Origin of the sequence: Lentzea sp. NPDC006480 (genome assembly GCF_040611995.1) — a bacterium.
Lineage (GTDB): Bacteria > Actinomycetota > Actinomycetes > Mycobacteriales > Pseudonocardiaceae > Lentzea.
In genome coordinates, this window is the sequence record NZ_JBEXPJ010000085.1 from 1 (window position 1) to 18,014 (window position 18,014).

At 68.4% G+C, this 18,014-nt stretch carries 22 protein-coding genes; 15 read left to right on the forward strand and 7 right to left on the reverse strand.

Annotated elements, in window-relative coordinates:
• Positions 1-635 (forward strand): hypothetical protein (locus ABZX92_RS28270; RefSeq protein WP_355565617.1); only part of this gene is annotated, 635 nt, incomplete at its 5' end.
• On the opposite strand, the gene ABZX92_RS28275 is transcribed toward ABZX92_RS28270, so the two are convergent.
• Complete coding sequence (locus tag ABZX92_RS28275; protein WP_355565620.1) at positions 628-1,917, reverse strand: adenylosuccinate synthase; 1,290 nt, start codon at positions 1,915-1,917, stop codon at positions 628-630. The two genes, ABZX92_RS28270 and ABZX92_RS28275, sit on opposite strands and share 8 nt — an antisense overlap.
• Before the next feature lie 110 nt (positions 1,918-2,027).
• On the opposite strand from ABZX92_RS28275, the gene ABZX92_RS28280 reads away from it, so the two are divergent.
• Together ABZX92_RS28280 and ABZX92_RS28285 are read left to right on the forward strand one after the other, a co-directional pair.
• Entirely contained in the window at positions 2,028-2,636 is a 609-nt protein-coding gene (locus ABZX92_RS28280; RefSeq protein ID WP_355565622.1) for a hypothetical protein, read from the forward strand.
• Between the two features lie 104 nt (positions 2,637-2,740).
• On the forward strand, positions 2,741-3,379 hold the full coding sequence (locus tag ABZX92_RS28285; RefSeq protein WP_355565625.1) for an HNH endonuclease family protein: 639 nt from the start codon (positions 2,741-2,743) through the stop codon (positions 3,377-3,379).
• A 156-nt stretch (positions 3,380-3,535) separates the two neighbouring features.
• Here ABZX92_RS28285 and ABZX92_RS28290 read toward each other — a convergent pair whose 3' ends face one another.
• Entirely contained in the window at positions 3,536-4,696 is a 1,161-nt protein-coding gene (locus tag ABZX92_RS28290) for an FUSC family protein (RefSeq protein WP_355565628.1), read from the reverse strand.
• 196 nt (positions 4,697-4,892) lie between these two features.
• Positions 4,893-5,303, reverse strand: coding sequence for a DUF3151 domain-containing protein (locus tag ABZX92_RS28295; protein WP_355565631.1), 411 nt, complete (start codon positions 5,301-5,303; stop codon positions 4,893-4,895).
• A 250-nt stretch (positions 5,304-5,553) separates the two neighbouring features.
• On the opposite strand from ABZX92_RS28295, the gene ABZX92_RS28300 reads away from it, so the two are divergent.
• Complete coding sequence (locus ABZX92_RS28300; protein ID WP_355565634.1) at positions 5,554-6,669, forward strand: hypothetical protein; 1,116 nt, start codon at positions 5,554-5,556, stop codon at positions 6,667-6,669.
• Here the strand turns inward: ABZX92_RS28300 and ABZX92_RS28305 are convergent.
• The gene (locus tag ABZX92_RS28305) at positions 6,640-7,029 is read right to left on the reverse strand and encodes a helix-turn-helix domain-containing protein (RefSeq protein ID WP_355565637.1); all 390 of its coding nucleotides are present in this window, start codon (positions 7,027-7,029) and stop codon (positions 6,640-6,642) included. The genes ABZX92_RS28300 and ABZX92_RS28305 overlap by 30 nt on opposite strands.
• 85 nt (positions 7,030-7,114) lie before the next feature.
• Here ABZX92_RS28305 and ABZX92_RS28310 point away from each other — a divergent pair, with 85 nt between their 5' ends.
• Entirely contained in the window at positions 7,115-7,954 is an 840-nt protein-coding gene (locus ABZX92_RS28310; RefSeq protein WP_355565640.1) for an NAD(P)H-binding protein, read from the forward strand.
• A 48-nt stretch (positions 7,955-8,002) separates the two neighbouring features.
• On the opposite strand, the gene fbaA is transcribed toward ABZX92_RS28310, so the two are convergent.
• Entirely contained in the window at positions 8,003-9,037 is a 1,035-nt protein-coding gene (fbaA, locus tag ABZX92_RS28315) for a class II fructose-bisphosphate aldolase (RefSeq protein WP_355565643.1), read from the reverse strand.
• 157 nt (positions 9,038-9,194) lie between these two features.
• Here fbaA and ABZX92_RS28320 point away from each other — a divergent pair, with 157 nt between their 5' ends.
• On the forward strand, positions 9,195-9,479 hold the full coding sequence (locus tag ABZX92_RS28320; RefSeq protein ID WP_355565646.1) for a DUF427 domain-containing protein: 285 nt from the start codon (positions 9,195-9,197) through the stop codon (positions 9,477-9,479).
• Here the strand turns inward: ABZX92_RS28320 and ABZX92_RS28325 are convergent.
• Positions 9,469-10,266, reverse strand: a complete 798-nt coding sequence (locus tag ABZX92_RS28325; RefSeq protein ID WP_355565649.1) for a TIGR03620 family F420-dependent LLM class oxidoreductase — start codon at positions 10,264-10,266, stop codon at positions 9,469-9,471. The genes ABZX92_RS28320 and ABZX92_RS28325 overlap by 11 nt on opposite strands.
• Positions 10,267-10,297: 31 nt before the next feature.
• On the opposite strand from ABZX92_RS28325, the gene ABZX92_RS28330 reads away from it, so the two are divergent.
• Together ABZX92_RS28330 and ABZX92_RS28335 are read left to right on the forward strand one after the other, a co-directional pair.
• Positions 10,298-11,224, forward strand: a complete 927-nt coding sequence (locus tag ABZX92_RS28330) for an aldo/keto reductase (RefSeq protein WP_355565652.1) — start codon at positions 10,298-10,300, stop codon at positions 11,222-11,224.
• 44 nt (positions 11,225-11,268) lie between these two features.
• Entirely contained in the window at positions 11,269-12,120 is an 852-nt protein-coding gene (locus tag ABZX92_RS28335; RefSeq protein ID WP_355565655.1) for an SDR family oxidoreductase, read from the forward strand.
• Here the strand turns inward: ABZX92_RS28335 and ABZX92_RS28340 are convergent.
• Positions 12,110-12,394, reverse strand: coding sequence for a YciI family protein (locus ABZX92_RS28340; protein WP_355565658.1), 285 nt, complete (start codon positions 12,392-12,394; stop codon positions 12,110-12,112). The genes ABZX92_RS28335 and ABZX92_RS28340 overlap by 11 nt on opposite strands.
• A 67-nt stretch (positions 12,395-12,461) precedes the next feature.
• Between ABZX92_RS28340 and ABZX92_RS28345 the strand changes: the two genes are divergently transcribed.
• From ABZX92_RS28345 to ABZX92_RS28375, 7 genes are all read left to right on the forward strand, one after another.
• On the forward strand, positions 12,462-12,998 hold the full coding sequence (locus tag ABZX92_RS28345) for a SigE family RNA polymerase sigma factor (protein ID WP_312877626.1): 537 nt from the start codon (positions 12,462-12,464) through the stop codon (positions 12,996-12,998).
• 119 nt (positions 12,999-13,117) lie between these two features.
• A complete protein-coding gene (locus tag ABZX92_RS28350; protein ID WP_355565661.1) occupies positions 13,118-14,029 on the forward strand; it encodes an ROK family protein in 912 nt (303 codons plus the stop codon).
• Entirely contained in the window at positions 14,026-15,177 is a 1,152-nt protein-coding gene (gene nagA / locus ABZX92_RS28355) for an N-acetylglucosamine-6-phosphate deacetylase (RefSeq protein WP_355565664.1), read from the forward strand. The genes ABZX92_RS28350 and nagA overlap by 4 nt, the downstream gene beginning before the upstream one ends.
• A gap of 4 nt (positions 15,178-15,181) precedes the next feature.
• A complete protein-coding gene (locus ABZX92_RS28360) occupies positions 15,182-15,376 on the forward strand; it encodes a hypothetical protein (RefSeq protein ID WP_355565666.1) in 195 nt (64 codons plus the stop codon).
• A 68-nt stretch (positions 15,377-15,444) separates the two neighbouring features.
• On the forward strand, positions 15,445-16,116 hold the full coding sequence (locus ABZX92_RS28365; protein WP_355565730.1) for a VTT domain-containing protein: 672 nt from the start codon (positions 15,445-15,447) through the stop codon (positions 16,114-16,116).
• Between the two features lie 73 nt (positions 16,117-16,189).
• Positions 16,190-17,476 (forward strand): FAD-dependent monooxygenase, encoded by a 1,287-nt coding sequence (locus ABZX92_RS28370; RefSeq protein WP_355565669.1) that lies wholly within the window; start codon positions 16,190-16,192, stop codon positions 17,474-17,476.
• A complete protein-coding gene (locus ABZX92_RS28375; RefSeq protein ID WP_355565672.1) occupies positions 17,419-17,988 on the forward strand; it encodes a TetR/AcrR family transcriptional regulator in 570 nt (189 codons plus the stop codon). The genes ABZX92_RS28370 and ABZX92_RS28375 overlap by 58 nt, the downstream gene beginning before the upstream one ends.
• Positions 17,989-18,014: the final 26 nt, after the last annotated feature.

Sequence of the window (18,014 nt, forward strand, 5' to 3'; positions counted from 1 at the left end):
CGGGCACCGCGGCGATCTGGCTGTCCCGGCTCGACGGCTACCAGGTCGACAGCGTGCTGGCCACGCGGCCACTGCAGGTGCTACCCGTTTTCGGCACTCTGGTGGCGCTGGCGGGCGGCTGGGTCGCGGCTAGGGCGGTGCGGAAACCGGCGGCACCGTGGGGACTGATGGCGATCGCCGTGGTCTCCGTCGCCGTGGCCGCGTGGTGGCCCAAGGCGGAGAGGGCGGCGCCGATCCGGCCACCCGCCGCCGCGGCCGTCGTGATCAACACCGACGACGCCGTGAACACGTGGATCCACGGCGGCGGATGGGACCGGTTCGTGACCGTGCTCCAGGCCAACGACAAGGTCTACGCCGGCGTTCGGGCAGAGGACCCCGAGGCGATCTGGCGAGGCTGCGAAGCCCTGATCCCCGTGCTGCGGCAGGAGTTCCCCGCCCCGCCCGACGCGAAGATCGCGGAGGCGTGGCAGGAGGCGTTGCGCGCGCTGGAGAGCGGCGCCACGGCCTGCGTCCCGTTCTTCCGGGACGGCAAGCCGGACGGCGGTACGACGGGCCGGGAACTGAAGAAGGGCCTCGACCAGCTCAAGATCGTGCAGCAGGCGCTGCTCGAGGCCCAGCAACGAGCGATCAGCTGAGCACGTCGTGGCGGACGATCGTCTGGTCGCGGCCGGGGCCGACACCGATCGCCGACACGCGGGCGCCGATGATGCTCTCCAGGTACTCGACGTAGGACTTGGCGTTGGCCGGCAGCTCGTCGAACGAGCGGCAGTGCGAGATGTCCTCGAACCAGCCCGGCAGCTCCTCGTACACCGGCACGGCGTGGTGCACGTCGGTCTGCGTCATCGGCATCTCGTCGACGCGGCGACCGTCCACTTCGTACGCGACGCAGACCGGCACCTTCTCCAGGCCGGACAACACGTCCAGCTTGGTGAGGAAGTAGTCGGTGATGCCGTTCACGCGCGAGGCGTAGCGGGCGATCACGGCGTCGAACCAGCCGGTGCGCCTGCTGCGACCCGTGGTGACACCGAACTCGCCACCCTGCTTGCGCAGGTACTCGCCCTGGTCGTCGTTGAGCTCGGTCGGGAACGGACCGGAGCCCACGCGGGTCGTGTAGGCCTTCAGGATGCCGATCACGGTGCTGATGCGGGTCGGGCCGACACCGGAGCCGACCGTCGCGCCACCGGACGTCGGGTTCGACGACGTGACGAACGGGTAGGTGCCGTGGTCGACGTCGAGCAGCGTGCCCTGCGAGCCCTCCAGCACCACGATCTCGTCGCGGTCCAGCGCCTGGTTGAGCAGCAGGCGGGTGTCCGCGATGCGGTGCACGAAGTGCTGACCGCGCTCCAGCACCTGCTCGACGACCTGGTCGGGGTCGAGCGCCTTGCGGTTGTAGACCTTGACCAGCACCTGGTTCTTGAAGTCCAGGGCGGCTTCGACCTTCTGCTGGAGGATCTTCTCGTCCAGCAGGTCCTGCACGCGCACGCCGACGCGGGCGAGCTTGTCCTGGTAGGCGGGGCCGATGCCGCGACCGGTCGTGCCGATCTTCGCCTTGCCCAGGTAGCGCTCGGTCACCTTGTCGATGGCCACGTGGTACGGCATGATCAAGTGCGCGTCCGACGAGATCAGCAGGCCGCTGGTGTCGACGCCCTTCTCCTCCAGGCCCGCGAGCTCCTCGAGCAGCACGCCGGGGTCGACCACGACGCCGTTGCCGATGACGTTCTTCACACCGGGCGTGAGGATGCCGGACGGGATGAGGTGCAGGGCGAACTTCTGGCCGTCCGGGAGGACCACGGTGTGACCCGCGTTGTTGCCACCCTGGTAGCGGACGATCCACTGGACACGCTCACCGAGGATGTCGGTGGCCTTGCCCTTGCCCTCATCGCCCCACTGGGCACCGATCAGCACGACGGCCGGCATGTGAAACTCCAAGCGCTTGGACTGGTTCGAGCGAACGCCGGTAAGCGAGGGTAGACCAGGAGATGACCGTGCACGGAATCGTGTTGGCCTGCGGAAACTCGCAGTTGCCAATGATCACTCAACGTGACGACGTCCACGTCGTTCCGGCCCGCCCGGGCAAGGACCACGTTGATCAACACCTGGCCGCCGAACGGCTCGTCGTGGTGGGTACCGACGCGGACCTCTCGGCTGTCGCGTTGCGGTTGCTGCGCAAGGAGAAGCTCGGCTCGGTGACCCTCGGTTACGTGCCTGTCGGCACCTCGCCGGTCGCCGCTCTCTGGGGCCTCTCGACCGACCCGGCCCGCGCCCTGGACATCGCCCTGAACGGTGACGTAGATCCCGTCCCGTTCGTCCGCGACGACGTCGGCGGCGTGCTGATGGGCCTCGGCGTGTTGTCACCGGTTCGTGGCGTTGGTTACAGCGACGCGGACAACGTGCTGCGCGGCCAGGCCTCCCGGATCGAGTGCACGCCGGACCCGGAAGGCGGCTTGGGCCTCGTCGTGCGAATTGTCAACAAACGCCTTCTCGGCTCACGAGTCCGCGAAAGCCGCCCGCGCGCATTCCAGCTCGGCTGCCTCCCCACAACCGCCGTTTTGGATGGTCACAAGCACCCCCGCCCGGTCGACAAGTGGACCTGGTACCGCCACACCGAGGACCTGAGGCTCGTACGAGGCGTCTAGCCGTGCGCTTGTCGTTCACGTGGGGGTCACCCAAAGGCATTGCCTAATTCCATAATGTGACGAAGGGTAGTCCCGATCACTTTCCAACAAGGAAGGTCGGGATGATGTCAAAAGTTAACCGAACCATTGGTGTTCTGGTCGCCGCGGCGGCACTCACCTTCGGTTTTGTTTCCCCTGCACTAGCGACTCCACCCGGAATCCCCATGACCGGCGCCATCGCGAAGTCCGAACTGGCGACCCTGACCGTCGCCAGCGAAGGCTCGATGACCGGCTATTCCCGCGACAAGTTCCCCCACTGGATCACGCCGTCGGGCACGACCTGCAACACCCGCGAGAGCGTGCTCAAGCGGGACGGCACGAACGTCGTGACCGACTCGTCCTGCGCGGCCACCTCGGGCCGCTGGTTCTCCCCGTACGACGGCGCGACCTGGACCGCGGCCTCCGACGTGGACATCGACCACGTCGTGCCGCTGGCGGAAGCCTGGCGGTCCGGCGCGTCGTCGTGGGCCACGTCCAAGCGCCAGTCGTTCGCGAACGACCTGTTGGGCCCGCAGCTGATCGCGGTGACCGACAACGTGAACCAGGCCAAGGGCGACCAGGACCCCTCAGCCTGGAAGCCTCCGCTGACCTCCTACTACTGCACGTACGCCAAGATGTGGGTTCACACGAAGAAAAACTGGGGACTCACGTTGCAGAGCGCCGAGAAGACCGCACTGACAGGGATGTTGAACACCTGCCCATGACAACTCTTTCCTCGCCTTTCGTGGCTGGCCCCGGTGGCGTGATGACCGACGAGGTCGGCGTCGTCACCGGCGACCTGGAGCTGCGCACCGAACTTTCCGACGACGGAAAGCTCCGCGCACTGGTCCGCTACGAGGGCGCGGAGGAGTGGTACGCCATCACGGGTGCTTCTTGTGCGCTGACTGATCCCCGGGATCACGAACCGGTTCACTCACTTCTGCTGGGCCTGCTGAACCGGCCGGAGGGCTGAGCGGCGGCAACGCCTCCATGGCCTCCGCACGACTGAGCCCCGTCGCCTGCAGCAGATCCACCGCGACACTGCGGATCTGCGCCAGCACCACCTTGGACGAGAACCCGTCCCCACCGAGACGCCGCGCGGTGAGATGCCGCGCGGCGTCCCGCACGGCCTCCCTCGTCTGGCTGGGCGTCTTGCCCTTCTCCAGCTCTCCCCGAAGGCAATCAACGGCATCCGCGTAGTCCGTCAGCACCTCCGGCACCCCGTCCGGAATCCGCTCGTCCGCCTTGAGCGCCGCCATGCTCCTGCGCGCCAGCACCCGCGTGTTCCGGATCGCGTAGTCCACGGGCCCGGCCGCAGTCTGGTACCGGCGGAGCTCGTCCTTGGCCCGCCACCGAATCGGCGCGATCTTCGCGATCTCACTACCGGTCACCAGGGCGGCCTTGTAGTCGTCGATCGTGGTCTGGCTGGTCCGCAGCTCCGCCAGCACACCCGCCGCCTTGACCGCATCCTTCTGATCGAGGGCCTCGGCGAGGTTGCGCAACGCACCGCTGAGCGTGTTCGTCAGCGCCTTCAACTGCCGCTGCGCCACCGTCACCGGATTGGCGGGCAACAACGCCGCCACCGCCAGCCCGACCAGCCCACCGGTCAACGCATCGATCATCCGGTCGAACCCACCGCCGGCACTGGGCGGCAGCAACGTGGCCACCAGCACCGCGCTACTTCCAGCCTGCAGCGCGATGACGGTCCCGCCGTCCAGCAACACCGCCGCCGACATGGCCAGGCCGACCACGAGCGCGATCTGCCACGGCCCGCTGCCGATCCAGCTGATCAGCGCGTCCCCGACACCAACCCCGACCGACACCCCGACAACCAGCTCACCCACACGCCGAAGCCGCTGCCCAAGTGAAACCCCAAGGCACACAACGGCGGCAATCGGCGCGAAGAACGGATGCTGGTGCCCAATCACCAACGTGGCCACAACCCAAGCCAGCCCGGCGGACAGGGCACTTTGGACGATCGGCAACGCGGCCCCGCGCCACCGCGCGAGCCCACGTCCGACCGCATCCAGAACCGCACCCACCGCTCACCCCGTCATCTCCGGCATCCGCCGCCAGTCTTGGTCCACCGCCCAGCGACCACAACCTGCAGGTACGCCATCACACACAAGTTGGCGGCGGTTACCGGAGTTTCGATCACGAGTTGGCGGTACCTGCAGATGCCAAACCACGCGAGTGGTGCGCGCGCCGACAGGCGTCCCGCCGAGAGGCGGCCCTAGGTCAGACCAGGCCCAACGCAGCCGGAGCCTTCGGATCCGAGTCGGCCAGGAACTTGGAGCACCGCTCCCACTCCTCGTCCTCCCCGATCTCCCGAGCAGCCCGCGCGAGCGCCGCGAGCGCCCTCAGGAACCCCTGGTTGGGCCGGTGATCCCACGGAACAGGCCCAAACCCCTTCCACCCGGACCGACGCAACTGGTCGAGCCCGCGGTGGTACCCAGTGCGCGCGTAGGCATAGGCCGCGACCGGGTCTCCAGCGTGCAACGCCCGCTCAGCCAGCAACGCCCAGGCCTCGGAAAAGTCCGGGTAAGCCCGAACGATCTTGCCGGGATCAGTTCCACCGTCAGCAGCAGCCTGCGCCTCAGGCCGATCAGGCAAACGAGTCGGCTCGGGCCCGAGAAGGTTCTCAACCATGGGGCTCATCGTGCCCCACGAGCGATACCTACGAGATGAACACCCTCATCACAGCGGCCACGACGGCCAGCATGAGCGCAGCCACGAGCACCCCAGCGATGATCTTCTTGTTCATGGTCGGGCATGCTCCCGCGCCACCCCGGCCAGATCAACGCCCCTCACTCGATCGTGCACACGAATTGGAAACATCAGGGTAAAACCAGGGTGGTTCAGCCTTCCCGGAACCACCAACGCCGCTCATGATGTTCGGATGATCCAGGGGGTAAGGCATTTCCGCGACCAGTACTGGGAGCGGGGCACACCAGGCAGGTCCACACCGGCACAGCTGACCAAGCGGCTCTACCAGCTCTGGCTGGTGGGCCTGACGCTCAAGCTGCTGGGCTCGTCCTGGGACGTCTCCTGGCACTTCAAGTGGCTGCGCGACGACCTGGCGCCTCCCCACCTGCTCAACACCGTCGGCACGGTGATCGTGGTGGGCCTCACGATCTTCCACACGTTCACCGGCTACGGCGCCGACAAGCTGACGCTGCGGCTGATGCAGATCGGCTGCGGCATCTTCCTGATCGCCCTGCCCATCGACGTCATCAACCACCGCGTCAACGGCCTGGACATCACCAGTTGGTCCGGCTCGCACGCCCTGCTCTACCTGGGCACGGCCGTGATGCTGGCGGGCGCGATCCGCGGCTGGATGAAGTTCTTCCCGCAGGGCAACGCCCGCACGCTCGGGCTCGTCGCGCTGTGGTTCTTCTTCCTGGAGAACGTCTGGTTCCCCAACCAGCACCAGGAGTACGGCGTGCGCGCGCTGCAGGCCTACGACAGCGGTAAGCCCGAAGCCGAGCCGATCCTGCTGCAGTTCGCCGCCGACCAGATGGGGGTCCCGGTCGGCAGGGAAGCCGTCGTGCACTTCGCGCTGCCGATCGCGGACTGGGTCTACCCGGTGTGGGGGCTGGTCGCGGCCGCGATCGTGCTGGTGATCGCGCGCCGGACGATCAACAGGCCGTGGGCCGCGACGGCCGTTGCGGGTGGCTATGTGGCCTACCGGTGCCTGGTCTGGCCGTTGCTCGCGGGGATCGACTTCCCGAAGTCCGCGGTGCCGTTGTTCCTGGTCTTCGTCGGCCTCGCGATCGACGCGGCGCACGTGATCAAGATGCCCACGCCGGCCGCGGCCGTGCTGGGGTCGGCGACCGTGACGACCGTCGGGTACGTCGGCATCTGGTTCCAGCAGGAGTACCTGTGGGGGCCGCCGATCTCGTTCTCGTCGGCGGCGGTCACGGCCGTGCTGCTGGCGGTGCTGTGGACGGTCGGGGACATGGTGATCCACCGGCCGGAGGTTCAGCTACTCGCCTCGCGGCTGAAACTCGGGTAGGTCCGCGGACAGCTTCCGGGTGATCCGCCCGAAGAGGTCCGCGAGCGGCTCGCCGACGTCCCGCCCGAACTCGGTCAACCCGTAGGTGACCTGGGGTGGGGTCGTCGGCTCCACGCGCCGCCAGATCAGACCGTCCTCGACGAGCCCGCGCAGGGTCTGGGAGAGCATCTTCTCGCTGATGCCGCGGATGCTCTCGCGCAGCTCGAAGAACCTCAGGTCGTTGGCCTGCAGCGAGATCAACACCCAGATGCCCCATCGGCTGGTGACGTGGTCGACCATCTCGCGCGCGGGGCAGTTGGTGTGAAACACCTCATACCGCTGCGTCGACTCGGACCGCGTGAACTGAGTTCCGACCGCCATGTCCGGAGCTTACCCAGAGGTACGTCCTTACAAAAAGTAAGCCTGGTTCCTAGCGTCGTGAGCGACAACGACGAAGGAGCTGGACATGATCGTGGTGACTGGGGCGACCGGGAACATCGGCCGACCGCTGACGCAGGCGCTGGCCGAAGCAGGCGAGCAGGTGACGGCCGTGTCGAGGCGCGCGGCGGAGGTGCCCCGAGGCGTCCGGCACGTCAAAGCCGATCTCGCCGACCCGACGAGCCTCGAACCCGCACTGGCCGGGGCCGAGGCGTTGTTCCTGCTGCTGTCGGGCGACCTGCACTCGACAGGCGCCAACCCGGCCGACGTCATCAGCCAGGCGGCGGACAACGGCGTCAAGAGGATCGTCCTGCTCTCCTCGCTGGGTGTGGTGACCAGGCCGTTCGGCACGACGCGGATCGCGATGCGCGAACTGGAGGACACGCTCAAGGGCTCCGGCCTGGACTGGGCGATCCTGCGGCCGGGCGGCTTCGCGTCCAACGCCCTGTGGTGGGCCGGCCAGGTCCGCGCGAACCGGACCGTCGCGGCACCGTTCGGCGACGTCGGCGTGCCGATCATCGACCCGGCGGACATCGCCGAGGTCGCAGCCGCCTGCCTGCTCGACGACCGGCACACGGGCGGCAGCTACGAGCTGACCGGCCCGGAGGTCGTCACGCCGCGGCAGCAGGCGCAAGCCATCGCCACCGCGCTCGGCGAGCCCGTGCGGTTCCACGAACTCACCCGCGCCGAGGCCAGGAAGGGCATGGAGCAGCTCATGCCGGGTGAGCTCGCCGACGACACGCTGGACATCCTCGGCGCTCCGACGGAAGCCGAGCTCCAGGTCAGCCCGCACGTGGCAGAAGTGCTCGGGCGCGCCCCGCGCACGTTCGCCGACTGGGCCGCGCGCAACGTGGCCGCGTTCCGCTGAAAGCGAAAGGGCCCCGGCGAGAACCGGGGCCCTTTCGGAAAAGCCTGATCAGCCCGCGATCATGCGGCCCGACGACTTGAGGTGCTCGCACGCCTGGGCGATGCGGGCGGCCATGGCCTGCTCGGCTGCCTTGAGGTAGCTGCGCGGGTCGTAGGCCTTCTTGTTGCCGACCTCGCCGTCGACCTTCAACACACCGTCGTAGTTCGTGAACATGTGCGCCGCGATCGGACGGGTGAAGGCGTACTGCGTGTCCGTGTCGATGTTCATCTTGATGACGCCGTACGACACGGCCTCCTGAATCTCCTCGAGCAGCGAGCCGGAGCCGCCGTGGAAGACGAGGTCGAACGGCTTCGAGCCGGCCGGCAGGCCCAGCTTCTCGGCCGCCACGTCCTGGCCCTGCTTGAGGATCTCCGGACGCAGCTTGACGTTGCCCGGCTTGTAGACGCCGTGCACGTTGCCGAACGTCGCGGCGAGCAGGTAACGACCCTTCTCGCCGGCGCCGAGCGCGTCGATGGTCTTCAGGTAGTCCTCTGGCGTCGTGTAGAGCTTGTCGTTGATCTCGTTGTCGACGCCGTCCTCCTCGCCACCGACGACACCGACCTCGATCTCGAGGACGATCTTCGCCTTGGCGGCGAGGTCGAGCAGTTCGCTCGCGATCTGGAGGTTCTCGTCCAGAGCGACAGCGGAGCCGTCCCACATGTGCGACTGGAACAGCGGGTTGCCGCCCTTGTCGACCCGCTCCTGGCTGATCGCGATGAGCGGACGCACGTACCCGTCGAGCTTGTCCTTCGGGCAGTGGTCGGTGTGCAGCGCGATGTTCACCGGGTACTTGGCGGCGACGACGTGCGCGAACTCCGCGAGCGCCACCGCGCCGGTCACCATGTCCTTGACCTTGGTGCCCGAGGCGAACTCGGCACCACCGGTCGAGACCTGGATGATGCCGTCGCTCTCGGCTTCGGCGAATCCGCGCAGAGCCGCGTTGAGAGTCTCCGACGAGGTGACGTTGATCGCGGGGTAGGCGAACTCGTTCGCCTTGGCCCGGTCAAGCATCTCCGCGTAGACCTCGGGAGTTGCGATGGGCATCGGTGGTCCTCCTCAGGTGCCCTGAACGCCGTGTCGACCGCATCCTACGAGCACGTGTCACGGGGCCAGCGCGGCGGCCACCCACGCGCAGTGATCGATCAAGTACCGGTTGACCAGGTGGTCTGCATTACTCGCCGGTACGGGGATAGTGGATGACATGGCAACCGCTCAGTGGAACGGCAAGATCATCGCCTCGAGCGACGACACGGTCGTCGTCGAGGGAAACCACTACTTCCCGCTGGACTCCGTGGATCCGGCCGTGCTGACGCCGACCGAACACACCTCGTTCTGCCCGTGGAAGGGCACCGCGAACTACTACTCGTTGCAGGTCGACGGAGCCGAGAACGGCAACGCGGCCTGGTACTACGCCGAGCCGATGCAGGCCGCGGCGCAGATCAAGGACCGCGTGGCGTTCTGGAAGGGCGTCGAGATCACTCCTTGAGCCGCAGCGCCGCGGCCAGTTCCGCGTAGTGGCCGTTCAGCGACTGAACGGCCACGTGGTCCGCACCGGCGTCCACGTGGGCGCGCAGCTTCTGGGCCACCTGCTCGGGGCTGCCCCACGCCACCAGCGCGTCGATCAGCCGGTCCGAGCCGGGTGCGGCGACCTCGTCCGCCGAGAATCCCCAGCGCTGCCAGTTGTTCGTGTAGTTGGTGAGGCTGAAGTAGTACGACAGCTGTTCACGGGCGATGGCCCGCGCCGCCTCCGGGTCCTCCTCGACGACCACGGTCACCTCGGGCGCCAGCAGCTTGTCGCCGAGCACCTTGCGCGCCTCGGCGGTGTGCTCGACCGGCACGAGGTACGGGTGCGCGCCCGCGGTGCGTTCGGCGGCGAGCTTGAGCACCTTCGGCCCGAGTGCGGCGAGCACGAGCTTGTCCCGAGGCACGTCGAGGCGGTCCAGGTATGACACGAGCTTGTCGTACGGCTTCTCGTAGGCCTGGTCGAGCTGCTTGTGCCCGATGCCGACACCGAGCAGGAACCGGTCGCTGCCGAGCCTGGCGACCTCGGCCGACACGGCTTCGGGCTCGGTCTGCCAGACGTTGGTGATGCCGGTCGCGATGGTGATCGACCTCGTGGCGTTCAGAGCTCGCTCGACCAGCGCGATGTCGGGCGAGCTGCCGATCCAGAACGTGCCGAACCCGAGCGACTCGAGCTCCGCGACCTCGTCGATCTTGTCCGCCCACTGGTAGTGCGAACCCCACACGCCGAACGTTCCCAGAAAGTGGCTCATGTCCTTCAGCAACACGGACTACCGTCACGTTATGCCGATCTTGAGCACCACTGATTTGACCGTGTCCCGACTTTGCCTGGGGGGCAACGTCTTCGGCTGGACGGCCGACGAGGACGCCTCGTTCGCAGTGCTCGACGCCTACACCGAGGCTGGCGGGAACTTCGTCGACACCGCGGACGTGTACTCGGCCTGGGTCGACGGCAACTCCGGCGGCGAGTCGGAGACGATCATCGGCAAGTGGCTGGCCAGGCGCAGCGACCGCGACCAGATCGTGGTGGCGACCAAGGTCGGCATGCTCGCCGGCTTCAACAACCAGAAGCGCGACACGGTCCTGAGCAGCGCGGACCGCTCGTTGAAACGGCTCGGCGTGGACCAGATCGACCTCTACTACAACCACCTCGACGACCCGAACACGCCGCTCGAGGAGACGCTGGCCGCGTACGACCAGCTCGTCCGCGACGGCAAGGTCCGCTACATCGCCGCGTCGAACTTCTCCGCCGAACGACTGGCGAAGGCGCTGGAGATCCAGGAACGCGAGGGCTTCGCGAAGTTCGTCGCGCTGCAGCCCGAGTACAACCTGGTCAGCCGCGACAAGTTCGAGGGCGAGCTGCAGGCCACCGTGGCGAAGAACGGGCTTGCCACGCTGCCGTACTTCTCGCTGGCCAGGGGCTTCCTGACCGGCAAGTACCGGCCGGGCGTCGAGGTGCGGAGCCCGCGGGCCGGAGCCGCCTCGAAGCACCTCGACGAGCACGGCCTGCAGGTGCTGGAGGTGCTCGACGAGCTGGCCGAGACGCACGAGACCACGGTCGCCGCGGTGGCACTGGCGTGGCTCGCCCAGCAGCCGACGGTGGCCGCGCCGATCGCGTCCGCCCGCACGTTGGAGCAGCTCAGCGACCTCCTGCCGGTCCTCACCCTGGAGCTGACGCAGGCCGAGGTCGACCGCCTGAGCGCAATTTAACTTGCCAGTAGCTTACCGGGAGTAGGTTGCGTTACCGTGGCGGCATGGACGTCACGGGCAAGGTGGTACTGATCACCGGCGCGGCCAGGGGCATCGGCGCCGAGGTGGCGAGGCAACTGGCCGCGCGCGGGGCTCGTCTCGCGCTCGTCGGGCTCGAGAAGGCCCAGCTCGAAGAGGTCGCCCGGCAGACCGGCGGCAAGGCGTGGGAAGCCGACGTCACGGACTGGGACGTGCTCGAACGCGTGACGAACGAGGTCGCCGAGCACTTCGGCGCCATCGACGTGGTCATCGCGAACGCGGGCATCGCGGCCACCGGGTTCGTGCGCTCCATGGACCCGAAAGCGTTCGAACGGGTCATCGAGGTCAACCTGCTCGGTGTGTGGCGCACGGTCCGCACGGCGCTGCCGCATCTGATCCGCAGCCGCGGTTACTGCCTGGTCGTGTCGTCACTGGCCGCGATCGTGCACATCCCGGGCAACGCGGCCTACTCGGCGGCCAAGGCGGGCTGCGAGGCGTTCGCGGACAGCCTGCGCGCGGAGGTCAGGCACCTGGGCGTCGACGTCGGCACGGCGTACTTCTCGTGGATCTCCACGGACATGGTCAACAGCGCCGACGAGCACCCGGTCTTCGGCAAGCTGCGCAAGGGCATGCCGGGCGTGGCCGGCAAGAAGTACCCGGTCCGCAACGTCGGCCGGGCCGTCGTCCGCGGCGTCGAAAAGCGTGCGAAGGCGGTCCACGTCCCCGGCTGGGTCGGCGCGTTGAAGTACTTCCGCGCGTTCACGCCGATGGTCGTGGACCGCCAGGCGGTCGAAGAGGTTGCCGACGCCGATCGCCAGATGGCCCAGAAGGACACCTCAGGACTGGTCGGGCCGGGTGGTCAAGCCGCTAGTCGGTGAGCCAGCTCCCGAGCACCACGTTCCAGACGCGGATCTCCCACTTCACGATGACGTTCGCGGGCGTGTACGGGTCGGCGGAGATGATCTCCTTCAACGCCGCCTCGTCCACCGCCTCGTAGATGATCAACGCGCCGGTGTCGTCCGCGTACGGACCTGCGGCGAGGACGATTCCCTTCTCGGCGAGAGAGGCGATGTACTCGCGGTGGGCCGGGCGCACCGCGAGGCGCTTCTCGCGATCGGGACCGAACACCAATTCGACTGCAAAGCGGGCCATGCCACCACCGTAGTGAAGCTGACCGGTACCGTCCTACCTTGTGGTTGGCGACGAAACCCCGCGCACCGTGCAGGACACCCTGACCAACCTGCGAATCAAGGACGGCGTCGCAGGACCTCCCACAGGGCCCCTCACGCTCGAAGACCTGTACAAACAGCACCGCATGCGCCTCGTGCGCCTGGCGCTGCTGCTGGTCGACGAGCCGTCGACGGCCGAGGACGTGGTCCAGGAGGCGTTCGCCGGTCTGCACCGCAACTGGAAGGGCCTGCGCGACGCCCAGGCGGCCGTGGGCTACCTCCGCACGGCCGTGGTCAACGGTTCACGCAGTGTGCTGCGCCGGCGCAAGACCGCGCGCGACTACACGCCGCCGCACGTGGCGAACGCCCGGTCGGCCGAGTCGCTCGCGATGCTGACGGCGGAGCACCAGGCCGTGGTCAAGGCCCTGCAGCAGCTGCCGCCGCGCCAGCGCGAGGTGCTCGTGCTGCGCTACTACGGCGACCTGTCCGAGGCCGAGATCGCCGAGGCGACCGGCATCTCGAAGGGCACCGTGAAGTCGACGGCGTCCCGCGCGCTGGACGCACTTCAGAAGATCATGGCCGGCTAGGGAAAACCCTTACAAAGGTCGTTTTGCCCGGTGAGAGCGGTCTCAGCGAGTACGATCACGCCCCCAATCCGGTACTTGGTATAGACCAATAGGGCTCCGATGCCGCAGGATCAGTCCTCGTGGCACGCAGACACGTGGTCGCCGTAGACATCGGTGGCACCGAAACCAAGGCGGCGCTGGTCTCCGGCACCTCGGACGCGGTGGCGGCGCAGAAGCACGCCCGCCGGGCGACTCCGGCCGAGCTGGAGCCTCTCCTGGCCGTGATCGCCGAGCTCGTCGACGAGCTCAGGCACGCCTCCGAGCACGAGATCGACGCCGTGGGAGTCGTGGCGCCGGGCATCGTGGACGAGGCGAACGGTGTCGGCGTGTACACGACCAACCTGCCGTGGAGCCAGTTCCCGTTCAGCACCGTCCTCACGGAACGGCTGGGCGTGCCCGTCGCGTTCGGACACGACGTCCGCGCCGCCGGGCTCGCCGAGTGCCGGATGGGTGCCGCGAAGGACCTGCGCAACGCGGTGATCATGCCGATCGGCACCGGGATCGCCGGCGCGCTGCTGCTCGACGGGAAGATCTTCAGCGGCGACGGCTACGCGGGTGAGATCGGACATGTGAACGTCGGCCACGGCGTGCCTTGCGCGTGTGGCCAGATCGGCTGCGTGGAGACAGTGGCGTCCTCCGCGGCGATCGCCCGCCGGTACACCGCACGTACCGGCACCCCCGTCAACGGCGCCGCTGAAGTCGCACGCAGGGTGTCCGACGGGGAGCAGGACGCTGTCGCCGTGTGGCAAGAGGCCGTGGACGCGCTGGCCAGGGGGATCCTGGTGCTGGCGACGCTGCTCGGCCCGGAAGCCGTTGTGCTCGGCGGTGGGCTCGCACTCGCAGGAGACCTGCTGGTGGACCCGTTGCGGAACAGGCTGGACGGGCTGATCGCCTTCCAGCGCCGACCGGAGCTGCGGCTCGCGGCGCTCGGCGACGAGGCGGGCTTCCTCGGCGCGGCGCTGCTGGCCATCGACATGCTGGAGGCGTCATGAGCACGTGGGGTGGACCTGTCGACGTGACCCTGACCAATGGTCGGGTCGTCACGCCGGGCGGGGTGCTCGAGAACGGGTGGGTGAGCGTCCGGGACGGCCGGATCGCCGCGGTCGGCGAGGGCGCCGCGCCCGATGGTCCGACCACCGACGTCAGCGGCTGCACGATCGTGCCGGGGTTCGTCGACATCCACTGCCACGGCGGCGGTGGTGACGCGTTCACCAGCAGCGACCCGGTGAAGATCCGCAAGGCCGCGTCCGCGCACCGCAAGCACGGCACGACGACGATGCTCGCCTCGCTGGTGTCGCGCCCGGTGCCGGAGCTGGCCGACCAGGTGTCCGCGCTGGCCGAGCTGGTCCAGGAGGGCGTCGTCGCGGGCATCCACCTCGAGGGCCCGTTCCTGAGCGCGGCCCGGTGCGGCGCGCACGACCCGGCGATCCTGTGCCCGCCGGAGCAGACCGCGGTGACGAAGCTGCTCGACGCGGGCAAGGGCACGGTCCGGATGATCACGGTCGCGCCCGAGCTGGAAGGCGCGGTCCAGGCCGTGCGCCAGCTCGTGGACAACAACGTCATCGCCGCGATCGGCCACACCGACGCCACCGAGGCGCAGGTCCGCCCGGCCGTCGACGCGGGTGCCTCCGTGGCGACGCACCTGTTCAACGGCATGCGACCGCTGCACCACCGCGAGCCCGGCCCGATCGGCGCGCTGCTGGACGACGAACGCGTCACCGTCGAGCTCATCTGCGACCTCGTGCACCTGCACCCGACGGCGGTCCGCCTGGCCGCGCACCACGCGGGCCTCAAGCGCACGGTGCTCATCACCGACGCCATCGCGGCCGCGGGTGTGGGCGACGGCGTCTACGACGTCGGCGGGCTGGAGGTGCGCGTCGTCGACGGCGTGCCGACGCTGGCAGGAGGCGCTTCGCTCGCAGGCAGCACGCTGACCATGGACATGGCTTTCCGCAACGCGGTCAACTCCTGTGGACTGTCACTTGTGGAGGCCGCGTACGCCACCTCGACGCGGGGCGCGGAGCTGCTCGGCCTCGACACGGGCAAGCTCCAGCCGGGTTGCGCGGCGGACCTCGTGGTGCTCGATGCAGAATTGAAGCCGCGGGACGTGATGAGCAAGGGCGAGTGGGTCAAGGAATAGGCGGATGGCGGACGATCCGGAACGGCTGGTGACCGACGCGCTGCGTGCGCAGGCGACCAGCACGAATGCCGGATTTGCCGTATCTGTCCCGGTTCTTGAGGAGCGCCCGGCACCCATGCCCGCGTGGCTGGTGCTGGGCCTCGCCCTGCTGTTGGGCCTGGCAGCGGGCACGGTGGCCGCAGTGATCACGCTGGGCTGACCTGTACCGTTGTCGCCGTGACGATTGCATTGGGCCCTGACTGGCTGGATCCCGAAAAACTGCTGACGATGCTCGGCCCGTGGATGCTCGTCGGGCTGTGCTTGATCGTCTTCGCCGAGTGCGGGCTCCTCGTCGGGTTCTTCCTGCCGGGCGACTCGCTGCTGTTCACGGCGGGTCTTTTCGTCGCGGCAGGTCACATCTCGACCCCGCTCTGGCTCGTCTGCGTGCTGCTGACGGTGTGCGCGTTCGTCGGCAACGTCTGCGGCTACTACATCGGCCGGAAGGCCGGTCCGGCACTGTTCAACAAGCCGGAGTCGAAGATCTTCAAGAAGGAGTACGTCGACAAGACGCAGGAGTTCTTCGACAAGTACGGCTCGCGCGCCATCGTCCTCGCGAGGTTCGTGCCGATCGTCCGCACGTTCATCACCGCGATGGCCGGCGTCGGGCGCATGGACCCGAAGAAGTACTTCACGTACTCCGCGATCGGCGGGGTGGCGTGGGCCGCGGGTCTGACGATCCTGGGCTACTTCCTCGGCCAGGTGGAGTTCATCCGCAAGAACCTCGAGCTCACGCTCATCGCCATCGTGCTGCTCTCGGTCGTGCCGATCATCTTCGAGGTGATCAAGGCGCGCAAGGAGAAGAAGTCGCTCCTGCAGGAAGAGGCGGACGACATCACCCAGGTCATGGACGCCCAGCTCAAGGACGACTCGACGCAGGTCATCCCGCGCGTCGAGCGCTAGCGGTCGAAGGCCTGCCGAGGACGGCAGGCCTTTTCGCTGGCGGAGTTTGAATACAGAGCTGTACTGTATTCATATGGTCATCATTGCGGGGGCGGGTCCGACCGGCTTGGCGCTGGCGTGCGGACTCCGGCAGTTCGGGGTGGATGTTCGGGTCGTGGACGCGGCGCAGGGGCCTGCCACGACCTCACGGGCGCTGGGGTTGCAGCCGCGCGGCGCCGAGGTGCTGGCGAGGCTGGGCGCGTTGGGCGACCTGCCGGACAAGGCGGTGCGGCTGCGGTCGTTGCGGATCAACGGCGCGGTGGCGCTGGACATGGGGTTTCTGCGCGACGCGGGTCAGTTGATCGTGTCGCAGGCGTGGGTGGAGGAACGACTGCGCGACCGGTTGTCCGCACTGGGCGTGGAGATCGAGTGGAACACGCCGATCTCCACGGTCTCGGGCTGGGACTGGCTCGTCGGGTGCGACGGCGCGCACTCGGCGGTGCGGAAGATGACGGGCATCGCGTTCGAGGGCGAGCCGGTGATGGAGAACTTCCTGCTGCGCGACGTCCACGCGGAGTGGGACCTCGATCGCGAGTCGATCCACCTGTTCGTCGACGGAGCGTCCATCACGAGTGTGTTCCCGTTGCCAGGTGGCATCTGGCGAGTGATGTCACCGAACGGCGAGCGCTGGACGCCAGGGCCGATCGAGGAGGTGGAGTGGGAGTCGACGTTCCGCATCCACCGCCGGCAGGCGGCGGCCTACCGGCGCGGGAACGTCCTGCTCGCGGGGGACGCCGCGCACATCCACAGCCCGCTGGGCGGACAGGGGATGAACACGGGACTCGGCGACGCGGACAACCTGGCGTGGAAGCTCGCGCTCGTGGTGCGGGGCAGGGCTTCCGAAGAGCTGCTCGACACCTACGAAGCCGAACGCAGGCCGATCGGCGCGCGGGTGCTCGCCTCGACGACACCTGCGACGCGACTGGCAATGGGGCCCGGCGTCGTCACGCGCACGATCAGGGACCGCGTGCTGTGGCCGTTGCTGGGCCTGCCGGCCGTGCAGCGGCGGCTCGTGCGGTTCACCTCGCAGCTCGACGTGAAGTACTCCGGCCCGCTGGCTGCCGGACGGCGCGGCGGCGAGCGGGTGCCCGCGTTCGCGCGGGCCGGCAAGTGGGTGCTGGCGGGGCCGTCCGCGTGCCTGGAGGTGGCGCGGGACCGGCTCGGGGACGTCGTGCACCATGAACGCGCCGGTGACACGCTGCTGGTGCGCCCGGACGGGCACCTGGCGTGGCGCGGCCCGTCGAACCCGGAAAGGCTTTCCGCGTGGCTGAACGAAGTGCTGGGCGTCCCCGAGACCCCGAGGCGGACAACGCGATCCTGACGGCTGCCTTCGAGCTGTTCCTGGAGCGCGGCCTCGACGGCACCTCGATCGAGCAGGTGGCCCGTCGCGCGGGCGTGACCCGCGCGACGGTCTACCGGCGGTTCGCCACCAAGGAGGACCTGCTGTTCAGCGTGATCGAGCTGCCGCGCGAGGTCGCGGCGCTCGATCCGGAGCGGATCGTCGCCGCGCCGCCGGAGGAGACGATCAAGGGCTGGGCCGCGCTGATGTCGACGCCCTCGTCGGTCCAGCTGCTGCGCCGGATCGTGGGCGCGTCGGCGGACAACTTCGAGCTGATGAAGCGGTACTGGGAGCTGTTCATCGCGCCGCGCCGGGCCGCGCTGAAGGAGATGATGCGTCCCGGTTTTCCGCCCGGCACCGACCTCGGCATCGTGCTGGACATGGTCGGAGGTGCGCTTTTCTACCACTCGCTGACCAATCCGGAGCAGAGCACGGCAGACGAGCTGGAGGCATATCTGAAGTCTCTGTTGCGGCACGCCGGGTACCGCCCCTAGGTTTCGGTGGTCTGAACCACTGGAGG